The sequence below is a fragment of the Micrococcus luteus genome (genome assembly GCF_014138885.1).
Taxonomy (GTDB): Bacteria; Actinomycetota; Actinomycetes; order Actinomycetales; family Micrococcaceae; genus Micrococcus; species Micrococcus luteus.
Genome location: NZ_JACJIK010000001.1, coordinates 368,152 through 388,745 on the forward strand (window position 1 = coordinate 368,152; position 20,594 = coordinate 388,745).

Here is a 20,594-nt window from a genome sequence, read left to right on the forward strand (position 1 = left end):
CCAGCCGGGACCGCAGTCGGTCATTGTGACGGACGGGACGGCGGGGTCTTCGCCACGCGCTGCACCTGGATGCATCCTTCTTCCACGAGAGTCAGATTCCAGGGGAACCGTCTTGCAGGCCGAGACGCCCACATCACTGTCGGAGTTCTGAAAAGCCCCCCGCTGCATCAACAATCCATGTCGCTTTTTACGCAGAATAAATTACCCTCTCTTCAATTTCTGCGATTTTCCCAAGTGAGGATGATGGGATGAACCAAGGTCTGGTCAAGTGGTTGACGACCGATCGCGCGGCTTCCTCGAAAAGCGTCCGAATCAACAACGGATGGAAACGCTCGGATGGAGATCCACACCACCGCGGGTCGTCGGCATACCCCAGTGGTCGATGGGCCTGACCAAGCGGGCAAACTATTCAGGCGATGTGAGTCAATAACATTTGATAAACGCCGAGTAGATTTGGCGGACATTTCTCATGCAACTTTAAGTCTATGCGCCCGAGGATTAATTAAAAGCCAGGTAAGGTATCTTCTGGCTGACATCGAACCTGTGCGCCATCTCGGCCGTTGAGATACCCATCTCAGCAATCGCCTTCGATTGCCTCGCACGGGTACACCCGATGGGACATCGTGGCGGGCAGAGGCGGGATGCCGGCTGCGAGGCCACACCCCCATCTTGCCCTGAGACCGATTACCGGTGGTAGCGTACCGCCATTATTCATTCGACCCCTTATGGAGCCCCTGAATACATGAGCGACGGCCCAGCCGCCTGCCCTGGTGACAGTCCGAGCGTCACCCCCACCCCACCCCGCAGCTGGCGGGGTCGCCTGCACCTCGTGGGGAGGTGACTCAGGCATGGATCCAGTCCTGACACTGATCCTCGGATCCCTCATCATCCTGGCGATCATCGCCGCCAACGGCTTCTTCGTGGCCCAGGAATTCGCGTACATGTCTGTAGACCGCGTCCGCCTGCAGACCGCCGCCAAGGCCGGCGACCGCGCCGCCGCCCGCGCACTGCAGGTCACTCGCCGCACCTCCTTCATGCTCTCCGGCGCGCAGCTGGGGATCACGGTCACAGGCCTCATGGTGGGCTACGTGGCAGAGCCGATGGTGGGTGCGGCCCTGACCGAGTTGCTCGGCGGCACCGCACTGCCTTCTGAAGTGGTCATCGCCATCTCCACGCTGGGCGTACTGGTGGTGGCCACCCTGGTGCAGATGATCATCGGCGAGCTGTACCCCAAGAATTTGGCCATCGCCAACCCCGAGCCCCTGGCCCGCGCTCTGGCCCGGCCCACACAGATCTACCTCGGCCTGTTCGGCTGGCTCATCTGGGTCTTCGACAAGGCGGCCGAGGTGCTGCTCAAGCTCCTGCGCATCGAGCCAGTGCACGACGTCGACAGCACCGCCTCCGCCGAGGACCTGGACCGCATTGCCCTGGACTCCAGAGCTTCCGGATCCTTGCCCGCGGAGGTCTCCGTCCTGATCGACCGGGTGCTGGACTTCCCAGACCAGGACGTGCAGCACGCGATGGTGCCCCGCTCGCGTGTGGACGAGGTTCAGCCCCAGACCTCCCTGGCTCAGGTGCGCGACCTGATGGCCACCGGCCACACCCGCTACCCGGTGATCTCGAACGAACACGAACCGCTCGGGGTAGTCCACCTCACCGACCTGCTCGGTGAGACCCGGATGGCCCCGGACACCCCCGTGTCCGCCCTGATGCGCCCTGCACTGGTGCTGCCCACGATGATGTCCCTGCCCGACGCAGCCCGGGAGCTCGACGGCTCAGGGCAGCAGATGGCGTGCATCGTGGACGAGTTCGGCGGCTTCGTCGGCGTGCTCACAGTGGAAGACCTCGCGGAGGAGCTCGTGGGCGAGCTCACGGACGAGCACGACCTGCACCCCCAGGAGGAGATCACCGCCACAGGCCTGCACTCCTGGGTCCTGAGCGCAGAGGCCCACCTGGACGAGCTCGAGCGCCTCGTCGGGCACCCCCTGCCCGTGACCGAGGCCGAGTCCGCCGCCGGTCTGACCATCGACGCTCTGGGCCGTCTGCCCCGGGAAGGCGAGGTCATCACGATCGACCTGCCCGAGGACCCACGAGACTTCGGGGCTGAGGAGGTCTACGACCGCCACCTGCAGGTCGAGGTCCTCTCCATCCAACGCAGGGTCCCGGCTCGACTGCGGATCCACCTCATCGAGGTGCCCCGCTCTGACACCGCCGGCAGCCATGCCGCCCACGAGGCCCAGCCCGACGCCACCACGGACGAGGAGCGATGATGCACGGTCCACTGATCGTCATGCTCGTGACCACAGCGCTGATCGTGCTCAGCGCGATCTTCGTCATCATGGAGTTCTCCCTGCTGGGCGCCCGCCGGCACCGGCTAGAGGCCGAGGCAGGACGCAGCCGCGCCGCGCGGGCCGCTCTCAAGGGAGTCGACGAGCTGACCCTCATGCTCGCCGCAGCCCAGTTGGGCATCACCTTGTGCACCTTCGCCCTGGGGGCGATCACCAAGCCGGCCGTCGACGCATGGCTCGGCCCCGTCCTGGAGGACTGGGGCATCCCCGCAGCGGCAGCCGGAACCGCCTCCTTCGTCCTGTCCTTGCTGGCCGTGACCTTCCTTCACCTGGTCATCGGGGAGATGGCCCCCAAGTCCTGGGCCATTGCCCACCCCGAGACCGCAGCCAAAGCCGTGGCCGTGCCCGCACGCGCCTTCGTCTGGACCGTTCGCCCCCTGCTGCTGCTGGCCAACCGGCTGGCCAACCGCCTGGTGACCCTCAGCGGCGTCACCCCCGTGGACCAAGCCGCCGTGGGCGGCTACGACGCAGCGGCCATTCGTCAGCTGGTTGAGCACTCCGCCGCCGCCGGCACCCTGGACCGGCAGAACCATGAAGCCTTGGCCGGTGCCCTGGACCTTCAGACCCTCACTCTCGGGGACCTCCTCCCCCAGGGTCAGCACCCGGTCAAGGTCGCCCCCGACGCCGACGTCGAGGCGGTCCAGAATGCCGCTGCGTGCTCAGGGCACTTGCGTATCCTGGTCCAGCCGGACCATACCCCTGAGAGCGTTCCGGGCGTCGTCCACGTGCGGGACACCCTCACGATGGAGCCTTCTGCGCCAATCCAGCCGCTTATCCAGCAGGCTCTGACGCTGCCCTCCACCACACCGTTGCACGAAGCACTTGCCTCCATGCGCCGCAACAGCCGCCAGCTGGCCGCAGTAACCCAGGACAACCGGTTCACTGGGGTCGTCACCCTCACCGACGTCTTGCGCGGAGTGTTGCCCCGCGCGGCTTGAGTCCACACCTCGGCAACACCACCGCGGGGGCCGCTGAAACGGCCCCCGCGGTGGTGTGGACAAAGAATCAGAATCGGCACAGTGGCCTCGCCCCCCATTCCGGCCTCAATGGACTCAGTCATGCTCCGACTCACGGGCGTGTAACGGCTAAATCGGTCGTTTGTGGCGGCTGCTCGGTGTGCCGCCCGGTGTCATGTGTGGCTTGCGCCGCTATATGGCGGGGTTCTGTCGGAGCTCAGTGGCGCCTCCAAGCACGCGGGCAAGAGGGCGCTGCGAGTGAGGCTCACGTTCCGCAAGCCGATCCTTCACCGGGACAGCGGCCGACGGCAGGCCGGAGGAATAGGCGTCGCGATAGGGTGCACCCCGCGCAACAGAACCGTTGCGAAAGGTCTAACACCCCAACGCAACAGAGTGGGCCGCCATGCGCTGCCACGGGCCCGTGAACTTCGGTGTCACAGGTAGCGGCAGACATCCTCGGGGGAGCACGTGGCCGGGTCGCCGGCGGCGGCGTCCTCGCGCAGGTCGGCGATCGTGGTGCGTAGCTGCGCGAGCTCGGCGAGTTGCCGGTCGATCACATCAAGGCGGGTGTCGAGCAGGTCGGTGACGTGCCGGCAGGGGGCCTGCCCCCGGTCGCGGATGTCCAGCACCTGACCGATCTGGGCCAGGGTCAGCCCGGCCGCTTGCCCCCGGCGGATGAAGTCCAGCCGGTCGAGCACCTCGGCGCCGTAGTCCCGGTAGCCCGCCGGGGTGCGGTCCGCGGCGGGTAGCAGCCCGACCTCCTCGTAGTACCGCAGGGTCTTGCTCGTCGTGCCCGACGCCCGAGCCACCTCACCGATCCGCATGCCACTCATTCTCCCCCTTGACCTTCCAGTGCACTGGAAGGTCGATCCTGAGGGCGATGAAGGAGGAGTTCATGACGGCAACGGCTAACAGCAGGTCGTATGACCTGGCAATGATCGGGTTCGGTGGGGCGGCGTTCGCGGCCGCGATCCGCGCCACCAACCTCGGCAGACGGGTGGTGATGATCGAGCGTGGCACCGTCGGCGGTACCTGCGTGAACACCGGGTGCGTGCCCTCCAAGGCCTTGCTCGCGACCGCCGAGGCCCGCCACGTCACACTCGACGCCTCCCGGTTCCCCGGCCTGCCGCTCCCCGAAGTCCGGCCGGTCGACATGCCCGCCTTGATCGCCGGCAAGGATCGGCTCGTCGGGTCACTGCGTGGCGAGAAGTACCTGGACCTGGCCACCGAGTACGGATGGGATCTCCACCCCGGGGACGCCACGTTCGTCGGCACACCCAGCGAGCCGGCACTGCGCGTGACCGGCCCTGACGGCACGGTGGAGACGGTCCGGGCCGCGCACTACCTCATCGCCACCGGCTCCAGGCCCTGGGCGCCGCCGGTCCCCGGCCTGCAGGAGGCCGGTTACCTGACCTCGACCACCGCGATGGAACTGGACCACGTCCCGGAGTCGCTGCTGGTCATCGGCGGCGGCTACGTCGCGATGGAGCAGGCCCAGCTCTTCGCTCGGCTCGGCGTCCGGGTCACCATGCTGGTCCGCTCACGGCTGGCGTCCCAGGAAGAACCCGAGGCGTCCACCGCCCTGGATGAGATCTTCACGGACGAAGGCATCCAGATCATCCGCGGCGCGGTGCCCAGCGCGGTCCGCCGCGACCCGGCCACCGGCGAGGTCACGGTCACTGCCACCACCACTGACGGCTCACAGGAACTCCGGGCGGCCGAGGTACTCGTCGCCACCGGGCGCCGCCCGGTCACCGCCACGCTCGGTCTCGACACCGTCGACGTGCGCACCGGCGACCACGGCGAGGTGGTTGTCGACAGCCATCTGCGCAGCACCAACCCGCGCGTCTGGGCTGCCGGTGACGTCACCGCCCACCGTCAGTTCGTGTACGTCGCCGCGGCCCACGGCGCCCTCGTCGCCGACAACGCCCTCACCGGCGCCGGCCTCGAGGTCGACTACCGCCACCTGCCCCGGGTCGTGTTCACCAGCCCCGCCCTGGCCGCCGTCGGGATGACCGAACGGCAGGCCTCCGCTGCCGGGATCCGCTACGACAGCCGTGTCCTGTCACTCGCGCACGTCCCACGCGCGATCGTCAACCGCGACACCCGCGGGTTCATCAAGATGGTCACCGACGCCGACACCGGCCGCATCATCGGCATTACCGCCCTGGCCCAGGACGCCGGCGACCTCGCCGCCGCCGGGGTCTACATGCTCGAGGCCGGCATGACCACCAGCCAGGTCGCCAACCTCTGGAGCCCCTACCTGACCATGGCCGAAGGCCTCAAGCTCACCGCGCAGGCCTTCACCACCGACATCGCCAAGCTCTCCTGCTGCGCGGCGTGAACCTGCCCCGCACACAGGGACACCGATAGGGGACCGCCTCGCCCCGGGGCGCGAGACAAGAAAATGGGCGCCGATCAGCCCTACTTACTGGCACCCCTGCGTATCGGACCTGCAACCACCGGGGAGTTCAGTCGATGCAAGAACTCCCGTCCCAGGCCTATATCTGGACGTCTTCACGACCTCTACGTGCTCGACCCGACGAGGACAGCACTGGACGACGCGATGACCGCCTTGCGGCGCCGCCATGAGGCCGCGGTCCGTTTGGGCCGCGTCACCGCACCACCATGACCACGATCGTCACCACGTAAGCCGCGGCGACCAGACCGATCCCCAGCAGGGTGAGCACCACCCCGCGCCGGGCCGGCCGCTGGCCCTCGTCCGGCCCGGGGCCCTTGCCGTGCTTCGCGGTCATCGCGCGCTCCTAAGACGTTGCTCAAGCATGTGCGGCTCTCGCGAGCGGGCTTCCGTGCCGAGTGCTACCAGCTCAGGTCGTGACAGCCGTCGCTGTCGGCGCCCTCCACCTGCAAGGTGGCATGGGCGATACCGTAACGGTCGCGCAGCACCCGGCGCGCGCCGGCAAGCACGGCGCCGTGGTCCGCGCCCTGGTCAGCGACCAGGTGGGCCGTGGCCACGTTCATCCCCGACGTCAGGGTCCACAGGTGCAGGTCGTGGACCTCCTCCACCCCCTCGACCGCGTCCAGGTCACCGGCGACGTCCTCCGGGTCCACCCCTTCCGGGGCGTGCTGGCCCAGCACCGCGATCACCTGCCTGCCCAGAACCACCGCCCGGATGATGACGAAGACCGCGATGAGCGCCGCGACCACGACGTCCCAGATCGGCTGGCCGGTGAGAATGATCAGCACGCCGGCGACCATGACACCCACCGACCCGGCGGCGTCGGCGATCACCTCGTAGTAGGCGCCCTTGACGTTCAGGCTGTCCTTGGCCCCGCTGCGCAGCAGCAGCATGGAGATGATGTTGATCACCAGGCCGGCGAAGCCGACCGCGAGCATGGCGCCGGAGGCCACCTCCGGCGCGTCGCCCAGCCGGCTGATGGCCTCGACCACCACGTACACCCCGACCGCGAGCATCGCCAGCACCGCCAACGCCGAGGCGAACACCTCGGCCCGGTAGGAGCCATAGGTGCGTCGCCCCGTGGAGTCCGGCCGGCTCGCGATGCGCGTCGCCAGCAGCGCCGCACCCAGCACCACCACATCGGCAGCCATGTGCCCGGCATCCGACAGCAGCGCCAACGACCCCGACACCAGCCCCGCGACCAGCTCGATCAGGAAGAAGCCCGCCGTCAGGGCGAACGCCCCCGCCAGCCGCCGACGGTAGCGGCCACCGGCATGCCCGGTCGCCGGGGCATGGCTGTGTCCCGCCCCCATCAGCCCTGCCCCTCGTGGCGGGCGTGCTCACGGGAGACGTCCAGCAGCATCCGCACATGCCCGTCAGCGAGGCGGTAGTACACCATCCGCCCCTCCCGGCGGTTCTCGACCACCCCAGCGGAACGCAGCACCCGCAGCACCTGGGACACCGACGCCTCCGCGACATCGACCGACGCCGCCAGGTCACACACGCACAGCTCGCCGGCCTCCAGCAACGCATACAGCGCCCGGGCACGGCGCGGGTCCCCCAGGAGCTTGAACAGCCCGGCCAACCTGCCGGCCTCGCGCTCGTCGGGGATCCTCTCCCAGGTCAGCGCCACCTTCTCCGGATGGATGGCGGTGACCTGACACGAATCCAACGGCGTCACACTCATGCCACGACCATACACCTATGCAGATGTGCAGATATCAGCAGCGGGAGCCACACACGAGAGGTCAGCAGGTTCTGTATGCTCAGCGCATGCTGACTATTGCTTCGCGGCTGGACGTGATGAACCGGCTGGGCCGGGCGATGGCCGACCCGACCCGCTCCCGCATCCTCATGACACTCCTCGAGGGCCCGAGCTACCCGGCGGTACTCGCCCGCGACCTAGGGCGTGTCTGAGAATAGATGCACGAGTCAGCTGAGACCCTGGGGACATGTCCCGGTTCCAGATGCTCTCTGACACCCAATGGGAGTTGATCGCCCCGATGCTCCCGACCCGGACCGGCCGCGCCGGCAGGCCGTTCGCCGACGCCCGCACCATGGTGGAGGCGATCATCTACCGATACAGGTGCGGAATCGCTTGGAGGGATCTGCCCGAGGTCTACGGGCCCTGGCAGACCGTGTGGACCTGGCATCGGCGCTTGGCCGAAGAAGGCACATGGGACACGGTGCTGGCCACGCTGACCGCCGCCGCTGACGCCGAAGGCCTGATCGATTGGTCGGTCGCGGTGGACTCCACGATCGCCCGCGCGCATCAGCACGCGACGAACATCACCCGCCTCACAGGGGGATGGGTCGAACTACAAGAATCCGCGTGAGGAACCGGCCGATCACGGCATCGGGCGCTCCCGTGGCGGGCTGAGCACGAAGATCCATCAGCTCGTCGATGGGACCGGGCTGCCGCTGGTCAGCCTGATCACCCCCGGCCAGGCAGGGGACTCCCCGATGCTGCTTCCTCTTCTGGAGCAGCTGCGCGTGACCCGGCCAGTAGGGCGGCCCCGGACCCGCCCTGCGGCGGTGCTGGGCGATAAGGCGTACTCCTCCCGGGCGATCCGCACCCACCTACGCGCCCGTGGGATCAAAGCGGTCATCCCTGAACCGGCCGACCAGCAGGGCCACCGCAGACGGCGCGGTGCCCGCGGCGGGCGCCCCATTGGCCTCGACGCGGCCGCCTACAAGGGCCGCAATGTCATCGAGCGTCAGTACGCGCACCTGAAGCAGTGGCGGGGCCTGGCGACCCGGTATGACAAGTACGCGATCGTCTACCGGTCCGCTGTGGTGCTGAATGCTGTGATCGCATGGTCCAAACGATTGTCAGACATGCCCTAGGGCTTCGATGACCGCGGCCTGGCTGGGCGTTGCCGGGTTCGTGGCGGCCTCTCGACGCACCGCGTCGCGGATCGCTTCGGGCACTCGCACGTTCAGGGCCACGGTCGGCGCCCCACGCCGCGCCAGGGGCGCATACCCACCGGCCGGGTCCGAGGTCGTTGCCGGTTCTGCGGGGATCACCGCTCCGGGAGCCGGGGTCTGGGGGGCCGGGGTGGGCTTGCGTCGCTGTGCTCGCAGACTCAGGTCGGGCTCAAGCTGCTTCTCGTTCATGCGGTGATCCTTTCGAAGATGAGGCCGGCCAGGTCGGCGTAGGCGGAGGCGACGGGTTCGCGCTTCTCATAGTGGCCCAGCCAGTCGCAGGCCAGACGTGCACCGGGGACGATGGAGCGGGCCGGCACCAGGGGGGTGAGCAGCAGCCCGGTCTCGCGCAGCTCCCAGCAGGGCCATGGACTGTTTGAACGCGGCCACGCTGCGGCAGGCTCCGTGCACCCCGACGCAGTCGTCCGAGGCGGGGCGGGCCGCATAGATCACCCGTCTGCGGCGGTGAACGCGTTGGGGGTCAACGGCCCGCCCTGACGGTCGGGGCAGTGGACGACGAGCTGTGGATGCCGCGAGCGAGACGAAGGGCGGGGGCTTCGCGTCTCCGCCTCTATCGTCGGGTCCCCGCGCCCTCCGGCCGACCCCATCCATGACGGCGCGGGGCTGCCGGCGTTCCGGACGGGCCCGGTTGACCGGCCTGCGATCACCCCACCGGCCCCGGGGACAGGGTCCACGTCGAGAGCAGCCGACCCAGCAGGCAGCCCCGCCCGGCCACCCTCAGTCCCGTGGCGTGACCGAGCGCAGCGCGAGCTCGGTGAGGACGGCCGCCTCGAGGGCCTCGCGTCCCTTGTCCTCTCGGGATCCGGGCAGGCCCGCCCGGTCGCGGGCCTGCTGGTCGGTGTCCACGGTGAGCACGCCGAAGCCCACGGGAACGCCGGTGCGCACCGAGACCTCCGTCACGCCCTGGGTCACGGACTGGCACACGTAGTCGAAGTGCGGGGTGTCCCCGCGCACCACGACGCCGAGGACCACGACGACGTCGAAGCGCTCCGCCAGCCGCGCCGCAGCGACGGTGAGCTCGACGGTGCCGGGCACGCGCACGAGCACGGGCTCCAGGCCCAGGTCGGCCGCGGCGGCCTGCGCCCCGGCGATCAGCCCGTCCATGATCTCCGTGTGCCACTGGGCGGCGACGATCGCCACGTTCAGGCCGCTCGCAGCGGCGGGGTCGGGGGTGAAGGTCGGGGCTCCGGCGCCGCTCATGGGGTGTCCTCCTGGTGGGTGGGGTGGGTCGGGTCGGTGGTCGGGTCATCGGCCGGCGTGGCGGGGCCGCCGGTGGCCGTCGGCGGTTCGAGCACGCGGTCCGCCAGGGCGTGGGCCATGCGGTCCCGCTTGGTGCGCAGGTAGACGACGTTGTGCTCGGTGACGGGCGTGGGGGCCGGGACACGCTCGACGACGTCGATGCCGGCCGCCCGCAGCCCCGCGACCTTCGCGGGGTTGTTGGTGACCAGGCGGATGCGCCGATGGCCGGCGGCCGTGAGGACGGCGGCGGCCCCGGCCCAGTCGCGCGCCTCGGCGGGCAGACCGAGGGCGAGGTTGGCCTCGACGGTGTCCATCCCCTCCTCCTGGAGCCGGTAGGCGCGGATCTTGTTGGCCAGGCCGATGCCGCGTCCTTCGTGGCCCCGGAGGTAGAGGACGGCGCCGCCCTCGGCCGCCGCGCGGGCAAGTGCGTCCTCGAGCTGGGGGCCGCAGTCGCAGCGCAGGGAGCCGAGCACGTCGCCGGTGAGGCACTCCGAGTGCACGCGGACGGTGAGGGGACGCTCCGGGTCGGTCTCCCCCGCCACGAGCAGCAGGTGCTCAGCCCCGGTCTCGGCGTCCACGTGCACGCTCACGCGGAACAGGCCGTGCCGGGTCGGCAGGGTGGCCTCGGCGGGGACGGCGGTCAGGGTCGGCGTCGTCTCCTCCAGGTGGGCCACGAGGTCCTCGATGGAGATGAGCACGAGGCCGTGCTCATCGGAGAACTCCCGCAGGGCGGGCAGGCGCATCATGGTGCCGTCGTCGTGGACGAGCTCGGCGATGGCGGCCACGGGCGCGACGCCGGCCAGGCGGCACAGCTCGACGCCGGCCTCGGTGTGGCCGCGGCGGGCCCGGACGCCGCCGGGGACGGCGCGCAGGGGGAACACGTGACCGGGCCGGGTCAGGTCACCGGGGGCGGCACCGGGGTCGGCGAGCACGCGGAGGGTGCGGGTGCGGTCGGCGGCGGAGATGCCGGTGGTGACGCCGGCGGCGGCGTCCACGCTCACGGTGTAGGCGGTCCCCTTGGGGTCCTCGTTGACGGTGGTCATGGGCGGCAGGGCCAGGCGGTCGGCCAGGCCGGCCGGCAGGGGCGCGCAGATGACGCCCGAGGTGTGGCGGACGGTGAAGGCGGTGACCTCGTCCGTGGCCAGGGCGGCCGCGTAGATCAGGTCGCCCTCGTTCTCGCGGTCGGCGTCGTCCACGACGACGACGGGCCGGCCGGCGGCGATCGCGGCGATCGCCGCGGGGACGGGGTCCAGACGGATGTGCTCGCTCACGGGCGGGCCTCCTCGGTGGGTGCGGCGGGGGCGGAGGGGATGAGCGCGAGGCGCTCGGCGTACCGGGCGAGCACGTCGGTCTCGAGGTTGACGCGGTCGCCCGGCCGCAGGGCGCCCAGGGTGGTGGCCTCGAGTGTGGCCGGGATGATGCCGACCTCGAACCAGTGCGCGGCCGCACCCGGGTCGGAGACGGCGGTGACGGTGAGGGAGACGCCCTGCAGGGCGATGGCCCCCTGCGCGGGGACGTAACGCGCCAGGCGGGCGGGCAGGCCGATGCGCAGGGTGGTCCAGGCCCCGTGCGGGGTGACCGCGAGGACCTGGCCGGTCCCGTCCACGTGGCCCTGGACCACGTGCCCGTCCAGGTGGTCGGTGGGGCGCAGACAGCGCTCGAGGTTGACCCGGTCCCCCGGGGCGCGGTCGCCGAGGCTGGTCATCCGCAGCGTCTGGCCCATGAGGTCGGCACGGAACACGCCGGGGCGCCCCGTGGGCTCGTCGAGGGCCGTGAGGCACACGCCGTCGACGGCGAGCGAGCCGCCGGCGGGCAGCCCGTCGAGGGCGCCGCCGGCGTCGAGGGTCAGCAGGGCGGTGTCGGCGGCCGCGTCGTGCTCGAGGGCGACGACGGTGCCGAGATGGGTGACGATGCCGGTGAACACTCAGTCCTCCTGGAAACGGGTCGGGGCGGGGGCGGTGGGCAGGCGCGGGGCCGGCACCGGGCTCAGGTGGGTCCAGACGTCGTCCCCGAGGGCACGGACGGGGCCACCCTCCGCGGGGTCGGGGTGCCAGCGCAGTGCCTCGGACAGCGTGGCGACGTCCAGGCCGGCGACGGCGGCGCGGCCCGGGCCGAGCAGCAGGGGCGCGGTGTAGACCATGAGCTCGTCCACGAGGCCGGCGCGCAGCCACGCGCCGAGCACGCGGGGCCCGCCCTCGATGAGCACGTGCTCGGCACGGCGGCCGTGGGGCCAGGGCCCGGGGTGGGCGGCGAGCGCGGCGAGGACGGCGTGCGGATCGTGGTCGGGCACGTGCAGCAGGACCGGGTGGGCGCGCAGGGCGGCGCCGTCGGGCACGGGCCGGTGGCCCTGGACGACGGGCACGGGCTGGTGCGCGAGTTCGGCGCCGGCGGCGTCACGGGCGGTGAGGCGGGGGTCGTCGGCCAGGACGGTCCCCGTGCCGACGACGATGGCGTCGACGCGGGAGCGCACCTCGTGGGCGTGGACGCGGGAGTCCGGGCCGGTGATCCACTGGCTCGTGCCGTCGGCGGCCGCGGCGTGGCCGTCGAGGGACTGGGCGAGGTGCCCGGTCACCCACGGGCGGCCTGCGTCGCGGACCTCGCGCCAGCGGGCGGTGAGTGCGAGCGCGGCCTCCTCGCCGGTGGGGCCGGTGACGCGCACCCCGTGCGCGGCGAGGCGGGCCGCGCCGCCGCCGTCGTGGCCGGTGGGGTCCGCGACGGCGTAGCGCAGTGCACCGATCCCCGCGTCCAGGACGGCCTGCGAGCAGGGGCCGGTGCTGCCGGTGTGGTCGCAGGGCTCAAGGGTGACGTGCAGCGTCAGGCCGGCGGGGTCGAGGGCGGCCAGGGCCGGATCCGTGGTGCGGGCGGCCCGCCAGCGGGTCAGGGCGTCGACCTCGGCGTGGGCGGTCCCCCGTCCGCGGTGGTGCCCGACGGCCAGGATGCGGCCGGCCGCGTCGGTCAGGACGGCCCCGACGAGGGGGTTGGCGCCGCGCACGCCGCGCAGCGCGGCGCCGACGGCGAGGTCCATGGGGTCGGCGGACGGGGTCTCGGCGGCGTTCATCGGGCGACGTCCCCCTCGGGGCCGTCCGGCAGCAGCGTCTCCACGGCGGGCTTGTCCCGGTCTGTGGCGCGCAGCCACACGAAGAAGCCGATCAGGGTGAAGGCGCCGTAGAAGGCGTACATGACGGCCGAGGCGTAGTAGCCGGTGCTCCACAGCAGGGGCACGCCGACGACGTCCACGGCCACCCAGATCAGCCAGAACTCCACCCAGCCGCGCGCCATGCCGTAGGTCGCCAGCAGCGATCCCACGAACGTCCAGGCGTCCGCCCACACCGGCTCCCACGAACCCAGCGCGCGGAACACGGGGGTGAGGGCGACGGTGCCGACCGCCATGGCCGTCACGAGGAACACGCGCCCGCGCCAGCCGGCCCACTCCGGGGTGATGGCGGGAGCGTCCTCGGCGTGGCCCCGGCGGGCCTGACGCCAGCGCACCCAGCCGTAGACGGAGACGGCGATGAACATGACCTGTCGGCCGGCCTGACCGAGCAGGGTGGCGTGATCGGCCCCCGTGAACAGGGAGGCGAGGAAGACCGTCAGCAGGATGAGGTTGCCGAGGATGCCCACGGGCCAGGCCCAGACCCTGCGCGCCATGCCGCCCAGGGCGGAGGCGAGGCCGAAGACGTTGCCCAGCACCTCGCGCATGAGCAGGCCGCCGCCGGCGACCGGGATGGTCCAGTTGAACGCGTCCACCAGCCAGTCCATGACCGTGACGCCACCTCCTCGGATCGGGACTCCGAGGGGTGCGCTCCGCAGCCCTCCCGCGCAGGGCGCGGAACGGCTCCGCCGCGTGCCTCTCCCATCCCGACTGTACGGTCGGCACCGGAATTCCACCGGTCAGGCCGCCCGGCACCGCCTCGGATGAGGACGGGCCGCGCGGTTAGCGGGCTGTCACCGCCGGTGCGGATTTCCACCGCATCTCGGAGCACGTTGCTGTCCAGCAGTATCGCACGCCCGGCCGGCCGCGCATGCCGGACGTCGCCGGGCGACGTCCGGCGCGGCGGGCGGGCGCGTCGCCGGGCTAGTGGCAGGCGCGGGCGGCGGCGGTGCGCAGGCCGACGAGCGCGGCGTCGGGGTCCTCGGCGCCGAACACCGCGGAACCGGCCACGAACACGTCCGCCCCGGCCTCGGCCGCACGCTCGATGGTCTCCCGGTTCACGCCGCCGTCGACCTGGAGGGCCAGCGGGGCGGACCCGCCGTCGAGGGCGCGGCGGGCCCGGCGGATCTTCGGCAGCACGACGTCGAGGAACGCCTGCCCCCCGAAGCCGGGCTCCACGGTCATCAGCAGAAGCATGTCCAGCTCCGGGAGCATGTCCAGGTAGGGCTCGACCGCGGTCGCCGGCCGCAGCGCCATGCCGGCCCTCGCTCCGGCCGCGCGCAGCTCCCGGGCCAGCCGGACGGGCGCGGCCGAGGCCTCGGCGTGGAAGGTGACGGACTCGGCCCCCGCCTCCGCGTAGCCGGGCGCCCAGCGGTCGGCGTCCTCGATCATCAGGTGGAGGTCCAGCGGCAGGTCCGTGGCGCGTCGGATCGCCTCGACCACGGGCAGGCCGAGGGTGAGGTTCGGGACGAAGTGGTTGTCCATGACGTCCACGTGCACCGCGTCTGCGCTGGGGATGCGGGCCAGCTCGTCGGCGAGGCGGGCGAAGTCCGCGGACAGGATCGAGGGGTGCAGGCGCGGGGCGCGGGCGGTCATGGGCGGGTCCTCTCGGTCAGGCGCCGGGGGCGCGCAGCAGGGCCAGGAACATGGCGTCGGTGCCGTGCCGGTGCGGCCAGAGCTGGGCCGTGCGGGCGACCACATCGGCTGGCTCCGGCGCGCCGGCGGGTTCGGCCTCGTCCAGGCGCAGGTCGTCGAGCGCGACGGTGTCGAGGGCGGTGCGGGCGTCGAGCAGCTCCAGCTCGGGGTGGCGGCGCACGAGGTCCTGGACCTGGACGACGGTCTCCGCGACGTGCGGGGAGCAGGTGACATAGGCGAGCACGCCGCCGGGGGCGAGGACGGAGACCGCCGCGTCGAGCAGCTCGGCCTGCAGGCCGGTGAGCTCGGCGAGGTCGGCCGGAGTGCGGCGCCAGCGCGACTCGGGTCGGCGGCGCAGCGCCCCGAGGCCGGTGCAGGGGGCGTCCACGAGGACGCGGTCGAACGCCGGGGCCGCCTCGGGGGCGTCGGCGATCGTGCGACCGTCCCCGGCCCGGACGGTCCAGGCGTCGGCGGGCACGGCGGCGAGTGCCTGCCGGACGAGGTCGCCGCGGTGCGGGGCGACCTCATTGGCCACGAGCGTCGCCCCCCGCTCGGCGGCGAGGGCGGCCAGCAGGGCCGCCTTGCCGCCAGGGCCGGCGCACAGGTCGAGCCAGCGCTCGGCCCGCCCCTCGGCCGCGGGGACGGGTGCCTGGGCCAGGGCACGGGCGGTGAGCTGGGAGCCGGCGTCCTGGACGCGGAGCACGCCCTCGCGCACCCCGGGCAGACGGCCGGCGTCGCCACCGGAGTGCAGGGCGGAGTCCGGGGCCAGCGGCCCGGGCTCGGCGCCGTCGTCGAGGGCCGCGGCGAGCGCCTCGGCCCCGCCGGCCACGGGCAGGGCGACGAGGTTGACCACGGGCGGGGCGTTGTCCGCCTCGAGCAGGGCGGCCAGCTCGGCGTCGCGGTCGGCGGTGTGGCGGGTGCCGCGGTGGGCGGCCAGGGCCTGGCGCAGCGCGCGGACGATCCACACCGGGTGCGAGGCTCGGACGGCCAGGGCGGCGTCGCCGCCGTCGGCGGGGGCGACGTCGGCCAGCCACTCGTCGAGGGGGCGTTCGGCGACCCGACGCAGCACCGCGTTCACGAACCCGGAGGCGCCGGCCCCGATCTCGGCGCGCACGAGGGAGACGGTGGCGTCGAGGGCGGCGTGGGCGGGCACGCGCATGCCCAGCACCTGGTGGGCGCCGAGCCGCAGGGCGTCGAGCACGGGTGGGTCGATCTGCTCGAGCGGGCGGTCCACGCAGCGGGTCAGGATCGCGTCGTACAGGCCGAGCCCGCGCAGGGTGCCATAGGCGAGTTCGGTGGCGAAACCGGCGTCGCGCCGGTCGAGGCGGGCCTGGCGGATGCGCGCCGGGAGGACCAGGTTCGCGTACGCGTCCTCGGCGTGGACGGAGCGGACCACCCCGAACGCGACGCGGCGGGCCGGGTCGGCGGTGCGGGAGCGCTGGGACGGCGCCTGCGCCGAGTACTTCCGTCCCGCGCCCGAGCGACCCCGGTTGCGGGTGCGCCCCTGCGCGTCGCGGCGGTCCTGGGCGTCCGGCCGGGGTGCGCGGCCGCGTTCCCCGCGGGCCCCTCGCTCGCCCCGGCCCTGTCCTGCCTGTCCTTCGCGGCTCATGCGCGTGCCTCCTCGTCCTGTGCCGCGGCGTTCCGCGCGGCCTCGCGTGCCGCCGCCCGGGCGGCGGCCTTCTGGCGGGCCTGTTCTTCGTGGTGGGCGAGCGCCTCCCCGGCCAGCAGCGCGGCCCCGGCGGCGGCGCCGCGCGCCCAGTCGGCGGCCGGCATCAGCTTCCTGCCCGCCGGCTGGACGCGGGAGAGCCGGACGGCCCCGCCGGACGTGCGCAGCCAGGCGGCCTTCGCGGCCACCAGGATCTGCCCGGGAGCCGCGGCGTCGAGTACGGAGGGCCAGCCGTCGTCGCCGGCGCGGACCGGGGCGACGCCGTCGAGCTTGAAACGGGCCGGGGCGGCGCCGTCGTCCGCGGTCAGCCAGCCCCAGGCGCCGGGCTCGGGGGTGACGCCGTTGATCCGGGCGGCCACCTCGGCCGCCGGGCGGGCGGGGTCCACCAGGCCGTCTGCGGCCGTGAGCTTCGGCGCGTGGGTGGGTTCGCCGCGCTGGGGCGTGGCCGTCGCGGTGCCGGCCGCCAGGCGGTCGAGCACGTCGATCACGAGCGGGCCGCCGCGCTCGGCGAGGTCGGTGAGCACGGTCCCGGCGGTCTCGTCGGCCGCGACGGGGCGGGTGAGTCGGGCGAAGACGGGTCCGGTGTCCAGGCCCTCTTCGAGCTGGAACACGTCGGCGGCGATCTCGGTCTCCCCGGCCATCACGGCGCGCTGAACGGGGGCGGCGCCGCGGTAGGCCGGCAGCGCGGAGAAGTGCAGGTTGAGCCAGCCGTGGCGCGGGATCTGCAGGGCCTCGGCGGGCACGAGCGCCCCGTAGGCGACGACGGCGGCCACGTCCGCCTCGAGCGCGCGGATCGCCTGGAGGGCATCGGCACCCTCGGGTCCGCGGAGTCGGTCGGCCTTGAGCACGGGCAGGCCGGCCTCCTCGGCCACGACCGCGACCGGCGACGGGGTCAGCACCCGCCGGCGCCCGACCGGGGCGTCCGGCCGGGTGAGCACGCCGACGACCTCGTGGGGCGAGTCGAGCAGGGCGCGCAGCACGGGCACGGCGGTCTCGGGCGTGCCGGCGTAGAGCACGCGCAGGGGCGTCGGGGCGGTCATCGGGCGGCTCCTGTTCCGGCGGCGGGGGCGGCGGGGGCGCCGAAGACCGAGCTGACGGCGGCCGCGCGCTCGGCCCCGATGCGGCGGGCGGCGCGGTCCACCTCGCCGGCGCGCATGCGGCGGCGGGCCTCACGGCGTTCCTCGCCGTCGAGGCGGTCGACGTAGAGGATCCCGTCGAGGTGGTCGGTCTCGTGCTGGAGACAGCGGGCGAGCAGGCCGGTCCCCCGGTGCTCCACCGGGTTCCCGTCGACGTCGGTGCCGCGGACGACGGCTTCGGCGGCGCGCGCCGGGTGGTAGCGCAGCCCCGGCACGGACAGACACCCCTCGCCCGGCTCCCGCAGCGCCTGGCCGGCGGTCTCGAGTACGGGATTGACCACGTGCCCGGCGACGCCGGCGACGTCGAACACGAAGACGCGCAGGCCCACGCCCACCTGGGGCGCGGCCAGGCCCACGCCCCCGACGGCGTGCATCGTCTCGATCATGTCCGCCACGAGGGCGCGCACATCCGCGCCCGGGGGCACGGGCGACGCGGCGGTGCGCAGGACGGGGTCGGGGATGGTGCGGACGGGCAGGACGGTCACGCCGTCACCCTATCGCCGCCCTCGGCAGACGCCGGGCGCGACGACGACCCGTCGGGCGCCACGTCCGGGGCGGCGTGGGAGCCGCCGCCGAACGCCGCGGCGCGCACGGCCTGCAGTCCGGTGGCCGCCGACGCCGGGACCGACGGCGGAGGCGGGCCGATGACGCGGAGCGCGGGGCCGGCGTCGTCCACGGCCTGCGCGTGCTTCCAGACCTGGCGCAGGGCCCAGAACTTGTGCCAGTGGCGGGGCAGCACACCGGGGTTGGCCTGGTGCACGGCGACCTCGGTCTCCCCCAGGGCGACGCCGAGCAGCATCTCGGCCTGGCCGTGCCGCCACTCTTCCCAGGTGCCGGCCTCGGGGTCCACCAGGGACTCCTCCGCCTTCAGGCCGGCGGTCAGCTGCATGACCACCTTGGGATCGAGCGCCTTGACCCGTCCGTCCCGCCCCGTGCCCTTCGTCTTGTAGTCGATCAGGCACAGCCGGCCGCCGATCCGGGCGACGAGGTCCAGCGTGCCCGCGTAGCCCACCGTGTGGTTCCAGACGGTGATCTCGGCCGCGATCGGCCGGACGTCGTAGAGGTCCCACCACTCGTCGAAGCGGTCCGCGTAGGCGCCCTCCCCGTGCTCGATCAGCCGGGCCCGGGCCTCCGCCATGGTGTGGGGGCGGCCGAGGGCGCGCTGGGCGACCTGCTCGGCGTAGTCGTGCACGCGGTCCCCGCGCTCGGCCGCGGCGTCCCGGTAGCGGGCGGCGGCGTCGGCGGACTGGCGGGCCACCTGCTTCAGGCGCGCCGCGGAGCCCACGGATTCCGCCAGGCGCGGATCCTGGGTCACGGACTGGGCCGCCATCCACCCGACCCAGCCGTCCAGGTCCGTCTTCTCCATGCCGATCACGGTGGTGATGGACGGGACCTCGGGCAGGCCCGAGAGGGAGCGCGCGTACATGCGTCCGTGGGGGGTCTGATGCGCGAGGCGTGGCTGGGTCATGGTCAGCCATTCTGGCAGGGTCCGCGGACCCCCGACGGGGTGGCCCGACACGCCTCCGGACGCCGATTTTGCATCCGGGCGGAGATGGCCTAGAGTTCTTTCTCGTTGGAAAACGCAGGTGAGCGGCTCGGACGAGCGGATCCCGGCGGCACCGACACGCGGATGTAGCTCAGTTGGCTAGAGCGCCACCTTGCCAAGGTGGAGGTCGCGAGTTCGAATCTCGTCATCCGCTCGCTCAACCTTCACCCCTGGTCGGGTGGCCGAGAGGCGAGGCAGCGGCCTGCAAAGCCGTATACGCGGGTTCGAATCCCGTCCCGACCTCGCAGGCTTCTCCGACCGGGAGTGGCGGCATGTTCACCACCTCCTCGGAGGTGGACGAGCGCGATTGGCGCAGCGGTAGCGCGCTTCCCTGACACGGAAGAGGTCACTGGTTCGAACCCAGTATCGCGCACGGAGACGATCCGTGAGGATCGACTCAGGCGGATGTAGCTCAGTTGGCTAGAGCGCCACCTTGCCAAGGTGGAGGTCGCGAGTTCGAATCTCGTCATCCGCTCCACACACGAAGGGCCCCTCCTGGCGGAGGGGCCCTTCGTCGTTCCGGGGCGTGCGGTCGGCCTCGTGCTCGGAGCACGGACGCCGACCGTCGGACGGGATCAGAGCCGCGGGCCGTCCACCCGCCAGTAGCCGCTGAACATGATCGCGCGCTTCGGTGCGATGCCGCGGCGGACGATCACCCGCCGCGCCGCCGTCGCGAGCGACTGCTCGCCGCACGCCCACACGTGGTCGCGGGGCGCGGCGGGGAGGTCCTCGAGGTGCGGCGTGAGCAGGGCGCCCGGCACGGCGTCTCCGCGGTGCAGGACCGTGAGCGTGGCGCCCTCCGGGACCTCGAGGGCGGGGACGTGGTCACGGCCGGGCACCTCCAGGACGACGTCCATCCGGCCCCCGCGCGGCGTGCGACGCTGCGCGGCGAGGGCGGCGGCGATGCTCGGGACTGCGGTCTCGTCCCCCACCACGAGGTGCGACTCCCCCGCCGCCGGCAGACGATAGGCGCCCGTCCCGGTGCGGAAGCCGGCGACGTCGCCCGGACGTGCGGTGCGCGCCCACGTGCCGGCGGGGCCCGCATGGTCGTGCACGACGACGTCGACGTCGATCTCACCGACGGAGGGCCGGTGCTCGGCGACCGTGTACCACCGCAGATCCGGCCGCACGTCCTCGGGGATCCGCCCGACCGCTCGCCGCGCATTGAGCGCCGCGGGATCGGGCATCACGAGCGCCCGCCCCGGGGGCGGGGTGAGCAGCCCGAAGTACTCGTCGCAGCCCTGCGGGGTGAACGTGCGGAACTCCTCCGCGGCGAACGTGAGACGACGCAGCCGGGGGGCGAGCAGCCACGTGGCGCGGACCGTCATGGTCCACTGCGGATACTCGTCGCGGTCAACGGGCATCGCCTGGCCGAGGGCCGCGAGCCCGCGGTAGGCCTTCATCTGCAGGGCCTCGACACGCGAGGGACGGGCGGCAGGCGGGGGGAGGACGGAGGAGCTCGTCATCCGGTCAGCATAGGTGAGCCTCACCTTTGCTGGAGTCCTCCCTTTGAATACGTCACGTCATTGTTGCGTATTTGCTTTCTTAGGTA

20 protein-coding genes, 4 tRNA genes, 1 pseudogene and 1 riboswitch are annotated in these 20,594 nt (G+C 72.6%); of the genes and pseudogenes, 9 read left to right on the forward strand and 16 right to left on the reverse strand.

What is annotated here, in order from left to right; all coding sequences use genetic code 11:
• Nucleotides 1-848: 848 nt before the first annotated feature.
• On the forward strand, nucleotides 849-2,270 hold the full coding sequence (locus tag HDA34_RS01565) for a hemolysin family protein (RefSeq protein WP_036337238.1): 1,422 nt from the start codon (nucleotides 849-851) through the stop codon (nucleotides 2,268-2,270).
• On the forward strand, nucleotides 2,270-3,286 hold the full coding sequence (locus tag HDA34_RS01570; protein WP_036337237.1) for a CNNM domain-containing protein: 1,017 nt from the start codon (nucleotides 2,270-2,272) through the stop codon (nucleotides 3,284-3,286). The genes HDA34_RS01565 and HDA34_RS01570 overlap by 1 nt, the downstream gene beginning before the upstream one ends.
• A gap of 452 nt (nucleotides 3,287-3,738) precedes the next feature.
• Here the strand turns inward: HDA34_RS01570 and HDA34_RS01575 are convergent, their stop codons facing one another.
• Entirely contained in the window at nucleotides 3,739-4,128 is a 390-nt protein-coding gene (locus HDA34_RS01575; protein WP_036382791.1) for a heavy metal-responsive transcriptional regulator, read from the reverse strand.
• 56 nt (nucleotides 4,129-4,184) lie between these two features.
• Here HDA34_RS01575 and merA point away from each other — a divergent pair, with 56 nt between their 5' ends.
• Nucleotides 4,185-5,648, forward strand: coding sequence for a mercury(II) reductase (merA, locus tag HDA34_RS01580; RefSeq protein WP_049146770.1), 1,464 nt, complete (start codon nucleotides 4,185-4,187; stop codon nucleotides 5,646-5,648).
• Nucleotides 5,649-5,919: 271 nt separating this feature from the next.
• Here the strand turns inward: merA and HDA34_RS01585 are convergent, their stop codons facing one another.
• From HDA34_RS01585 to HDA34_RS01595, 3 genes are all read right to left on the reverse strand, one after another.
• Nucleotides 5,920-6,060: a hypothetical protein gene (locus HDA34_RS01585; RefSeq protein WP_002854087.1), complete on the reverse strand. Its 141-nt coding sequence runs from the start codon at nucleotides 6,058-6,060 to the stop codon at nucleotides 5,920-5,922.
• A 64-nt stretch (nucleotides 6,061-6,124) separates the two neighbouring features.
• Entirely contained in the window at nucleotides 6,125-7,036 is a 912-nt protein-coding gene (locus HDA34_RS01590; RefSeq protein ID WP_134377151.1) for a cation diffusion facilitator family transporter, read from the reverse strand.
• Nucleotides 7,036-7,410 (reverse strand): ArsR/SmtB family transcription factor, encoded by a 375-nt coding sequence (locus HDA34_RS01595; protein ID WP_134377150.1) that lies wholly within the window; start codon nucleotides 7,408-7,410, stop codon nucleotides 7,036-7,038. Before HDA34_RS01595 ends, HDA34_RS01590 begins: the two co-directional genes overlap by 1 nt.
• Before the next feature lie 86 nt (nucleotides 7,411-7,496).
• Between HDA34_RS01595 and HDA34_RS01600 the strand changes: the two are divergent.
• Together HDA34_RS01600 and HDA34_RS01605 are read left to right on the forward strand one after the other, a co-directional pair.
• Nucleotides 7,497-7,628 (forward strand): annotated as a pseudogene (locus HDA34_RS01600) (ArsR family transcriptional regulator); the annotation flags it as partial.
• Nucleotides 7,629-7,675: 47 nt separating this feature from the next.
• Nucleotides 7,676-8,570, forward strand: a protein-coding gene (locus HDA34_RS01605) for an IS5 family transposase (protein ID WP_182496697.1) whose coding sequence is annotated in 2 segments (ribosomal slippage) — nucleotides 7,676-8,032 and nucleotides 8,034-8,570 — 894 coding nt in all. Because the reading frame shifts where the segments join, the coding sequence is not laid out codon by codon here.
• Here HDA34_RS01605 and HDA34_RS01610 read toward each other — a convergent pair.
• The 11 genes from HDA34_RS01610 to HDA34_RS01660 all read right to left on the reverse strand — a co-directional run bounded on the left by HDA34_RS01610 (nucleotide 8,556) and on the right by HDA34_RS01660 (nucleotide 18,964).
• Nucleotides 8,556-8,840: a hypothetical protein gene (locus HDA34_RS01610; protein WP_080696003.1), complete on the reverse strand. Its 285-nt coding sequence runs from the start codon at nucleotides 8,838-8,840 to the stop codon at nucleotides 8,556-8,558. The two genes, HDA34_RS01605 and HDA34_RS01610, sit on opposite strands and share 15 nt — an antisense overlap.
• 546 nt (nucleotides 8,841-9,386) lie before the next feature.
• Nucleotides 9,387-9,869, reverse strand: a complete 483-nt coding sequence (gene ribH / locus HDA34_RS01615; protein WP_036383758.1) for a 6,7-dimethyl-8-ribityllumazine synthase — start codon at nucleotides 9,867-9,869, stop codon at nucleotides 9,387-9,389.
• Nucleotides 9,866-11,179, reverse strand: coding sequence for a bifunctional 3,4-dihydroxy-2-butanone-4-phosphate synthase/GTP cyclohydrolase II (locus HDA34_RS01620; RefSeq protein ID WP_020624533.1), 1,314 nt, complete (start codon nucleotides 11,177-11,179; stop codon nucleotides 9,866-9,868). Before HDA34_RS01620 ends, ribH begins: the two co-directional genes overlap by 4 nt.
• Complete coding sequence (locus tag HDA34_RS01625; protein ID WP_036341523.1) at nucleotides 11,176-11,832, reverse strand: riboflavin synthase; 657 nt, start codon at nucleotides 11,830-11,832, stop codon at nucleotides 11,176-11,178. Before HDA34_RS01625 ends, HDA34_RS01620 begins: the two co-directional genes overlap by 4 nt.
• Entirely contained in the window at nucleotides 11,833-12,966 is a 1,134-nt protein-coding gene (gene ribD, locus HDA34_RS01630) for a bifunctional diaminohydroxyphosphoribosylaminopyrimidine deaminase/5-amino-6-(5-phosphoribosylamino)uracil reductase RibD (RefSeq protein ID WP_134377149.1), read from the reverse strand. It lies immediately after the preceding gene.
• Nucleotides 12,963-13,667 (reverse strand): nicotinamide riboside transporter PnuC, encoded by a 705-nt coding sequence (gene pnuC, locus HDA34_RS01635; protein WP_095695671.1) that lies wholly within the window; start codon nucleotides 13,665-13,667, stop codon nucleotides 12,963-12,965. Before pnuC ends, ribD begins: the two co-directional genes overlap by 4 nt.
• An 82-nt stretch (nucleotides 13,668-13,749) precedes the next feature.
• Nucleotides 13,750-13,894, reverse strand: a riboswitch (FMN riboswitch).
• Between the two features lie 89 nt (nucleotides 13,895-13,983).
• The gene (rpe, locus tag HDA34_RS01640; protein ID WP_060973834.1) at nucleotides 13,984-14,655 is read right to left on the reverse strand and encodes a ribulose-phosphate 3-epimerase; all 672 of its coding nucleotides are present in this window, start codon (nucleotides 14,653-14,655) and stop codon (nucleotides 13,984-13,986) included.
• Between the two features lie 16 nt (nucleotides 14,656-14,671).
• Nucleotides 14,672-16,303 (reverse strand): RsmB/NOP family class I SAM-dependent RNA methyltransferase, encoded by a 1,632-nt coding sequence (locus HDA34_RS01645; protein ID WP_060973833.1) that lies wholly within the window; start codon nucleotides 16,301-16,303, stop codon nucleotides 14,672-14,674.
• The gene (locus tag HDA34_RS01650) at nucleotides 16,300-17,382 is read right to left on the reverse strand and encodes a methionyl-tRNA formyltransferase (RefSeq protein ID WP_230278126.1); all 1,083 of its coding nucleotides are present in this window, start codon (nucleotides 17,380-17,382) and stop codon (nucleotides 16,300-16,302) included. The genes HDA34_RS01645 and HDA34_RS01650 overlap by 4 nt, the downstream gene beginning before the upstream one ends.
• 14 nt (nucleotides 17,383-17,396) lie before the next feature.
• Nucleotides 17,397-17,981 carry a peptide deformylase gene (def, locus tag HDA34_RS01655; RefSeq protein ID WP_044659674.1) on the reverse strand — a complete coding sequence of 195 codons (585 nt, stop codon included), beginning with the start codon at nucleotides 17,979-17,981 and terminating at the stop codon, nucleotides 17,397-17,399.
• Nucleotides 17,978-18,964, reverse strand: coding sequence for a PD-(D/E)XK nuclease family protein (locus HDA34_RS01660; protein WP_044659673.1), 987 nt, complete (start codon nucleotides 18,962-18,964; stop codon nucleotides 17,978-17,980). The genes def and HDA34_RS01660 overlap by 4 nt, the downstream gene beginning before the upstream one ends.
• A gap of 158 nt (nucleotides 18,965-19,122) precedes the next feature.
• Between HDA34_RS01660 and HDA34_RS01665 the strand changes: the two genes are divergently transcribed.
• The 4 genes from HDA34_RS01665 (at nucleotide 19,123) to HDA34_RS01680 (ending at nucleotide 19,520) form a co-directional block, all read left to right on the forward strand.
• Nucleotides 19,123-19,196, forward strand: a tRNA-Gly gene (locus HDA34_RS01665).
• Nucleotides 19,197-19,214: 18 nt separating this feature from the next.
• Nucleotides 19,215-19,285, forward strand: a tRNA-Cys gene (locus tag HDA34_RS01670).
• Nucleotides 19,286-19,343: 58 nt separating this feature from the next.
• Nucleotides 19,344-19,415: transfer RNA gene (locus HDA34_RS01675), tRNA-Val, on the forward strand.
• Between the two features lie 28 nt (nucleotides 19,416-19,443).
• Nucleotides 19,444-19,520: transfer RNA gene (locus tag HDA34_RS01680), tRNA-Gly, on the forward strand.
• A gap of 97 nt (nucleotides 19,521-19,617) precedes the next feature.
• On the opposite strand, the gene HDA34_RS01685 is transcribed toward HDA34_RS01680, so the two are convergent.
• The gene (locus HDA34_RS01685; RefSeq protein WP_049147987.1) at nucleotides 19,618-20,508 is read right to left on the reverse strand and encodes a siderophore-interacting protein; all 891 of its coding nucleotides are present in this window, start codon (nucleotides 20,506-20,508) and stop codon (nucleotides 19,618-19,620) included.
• Nucleotides 20,509-20,594: the final 86 nt, after the last annotated feature.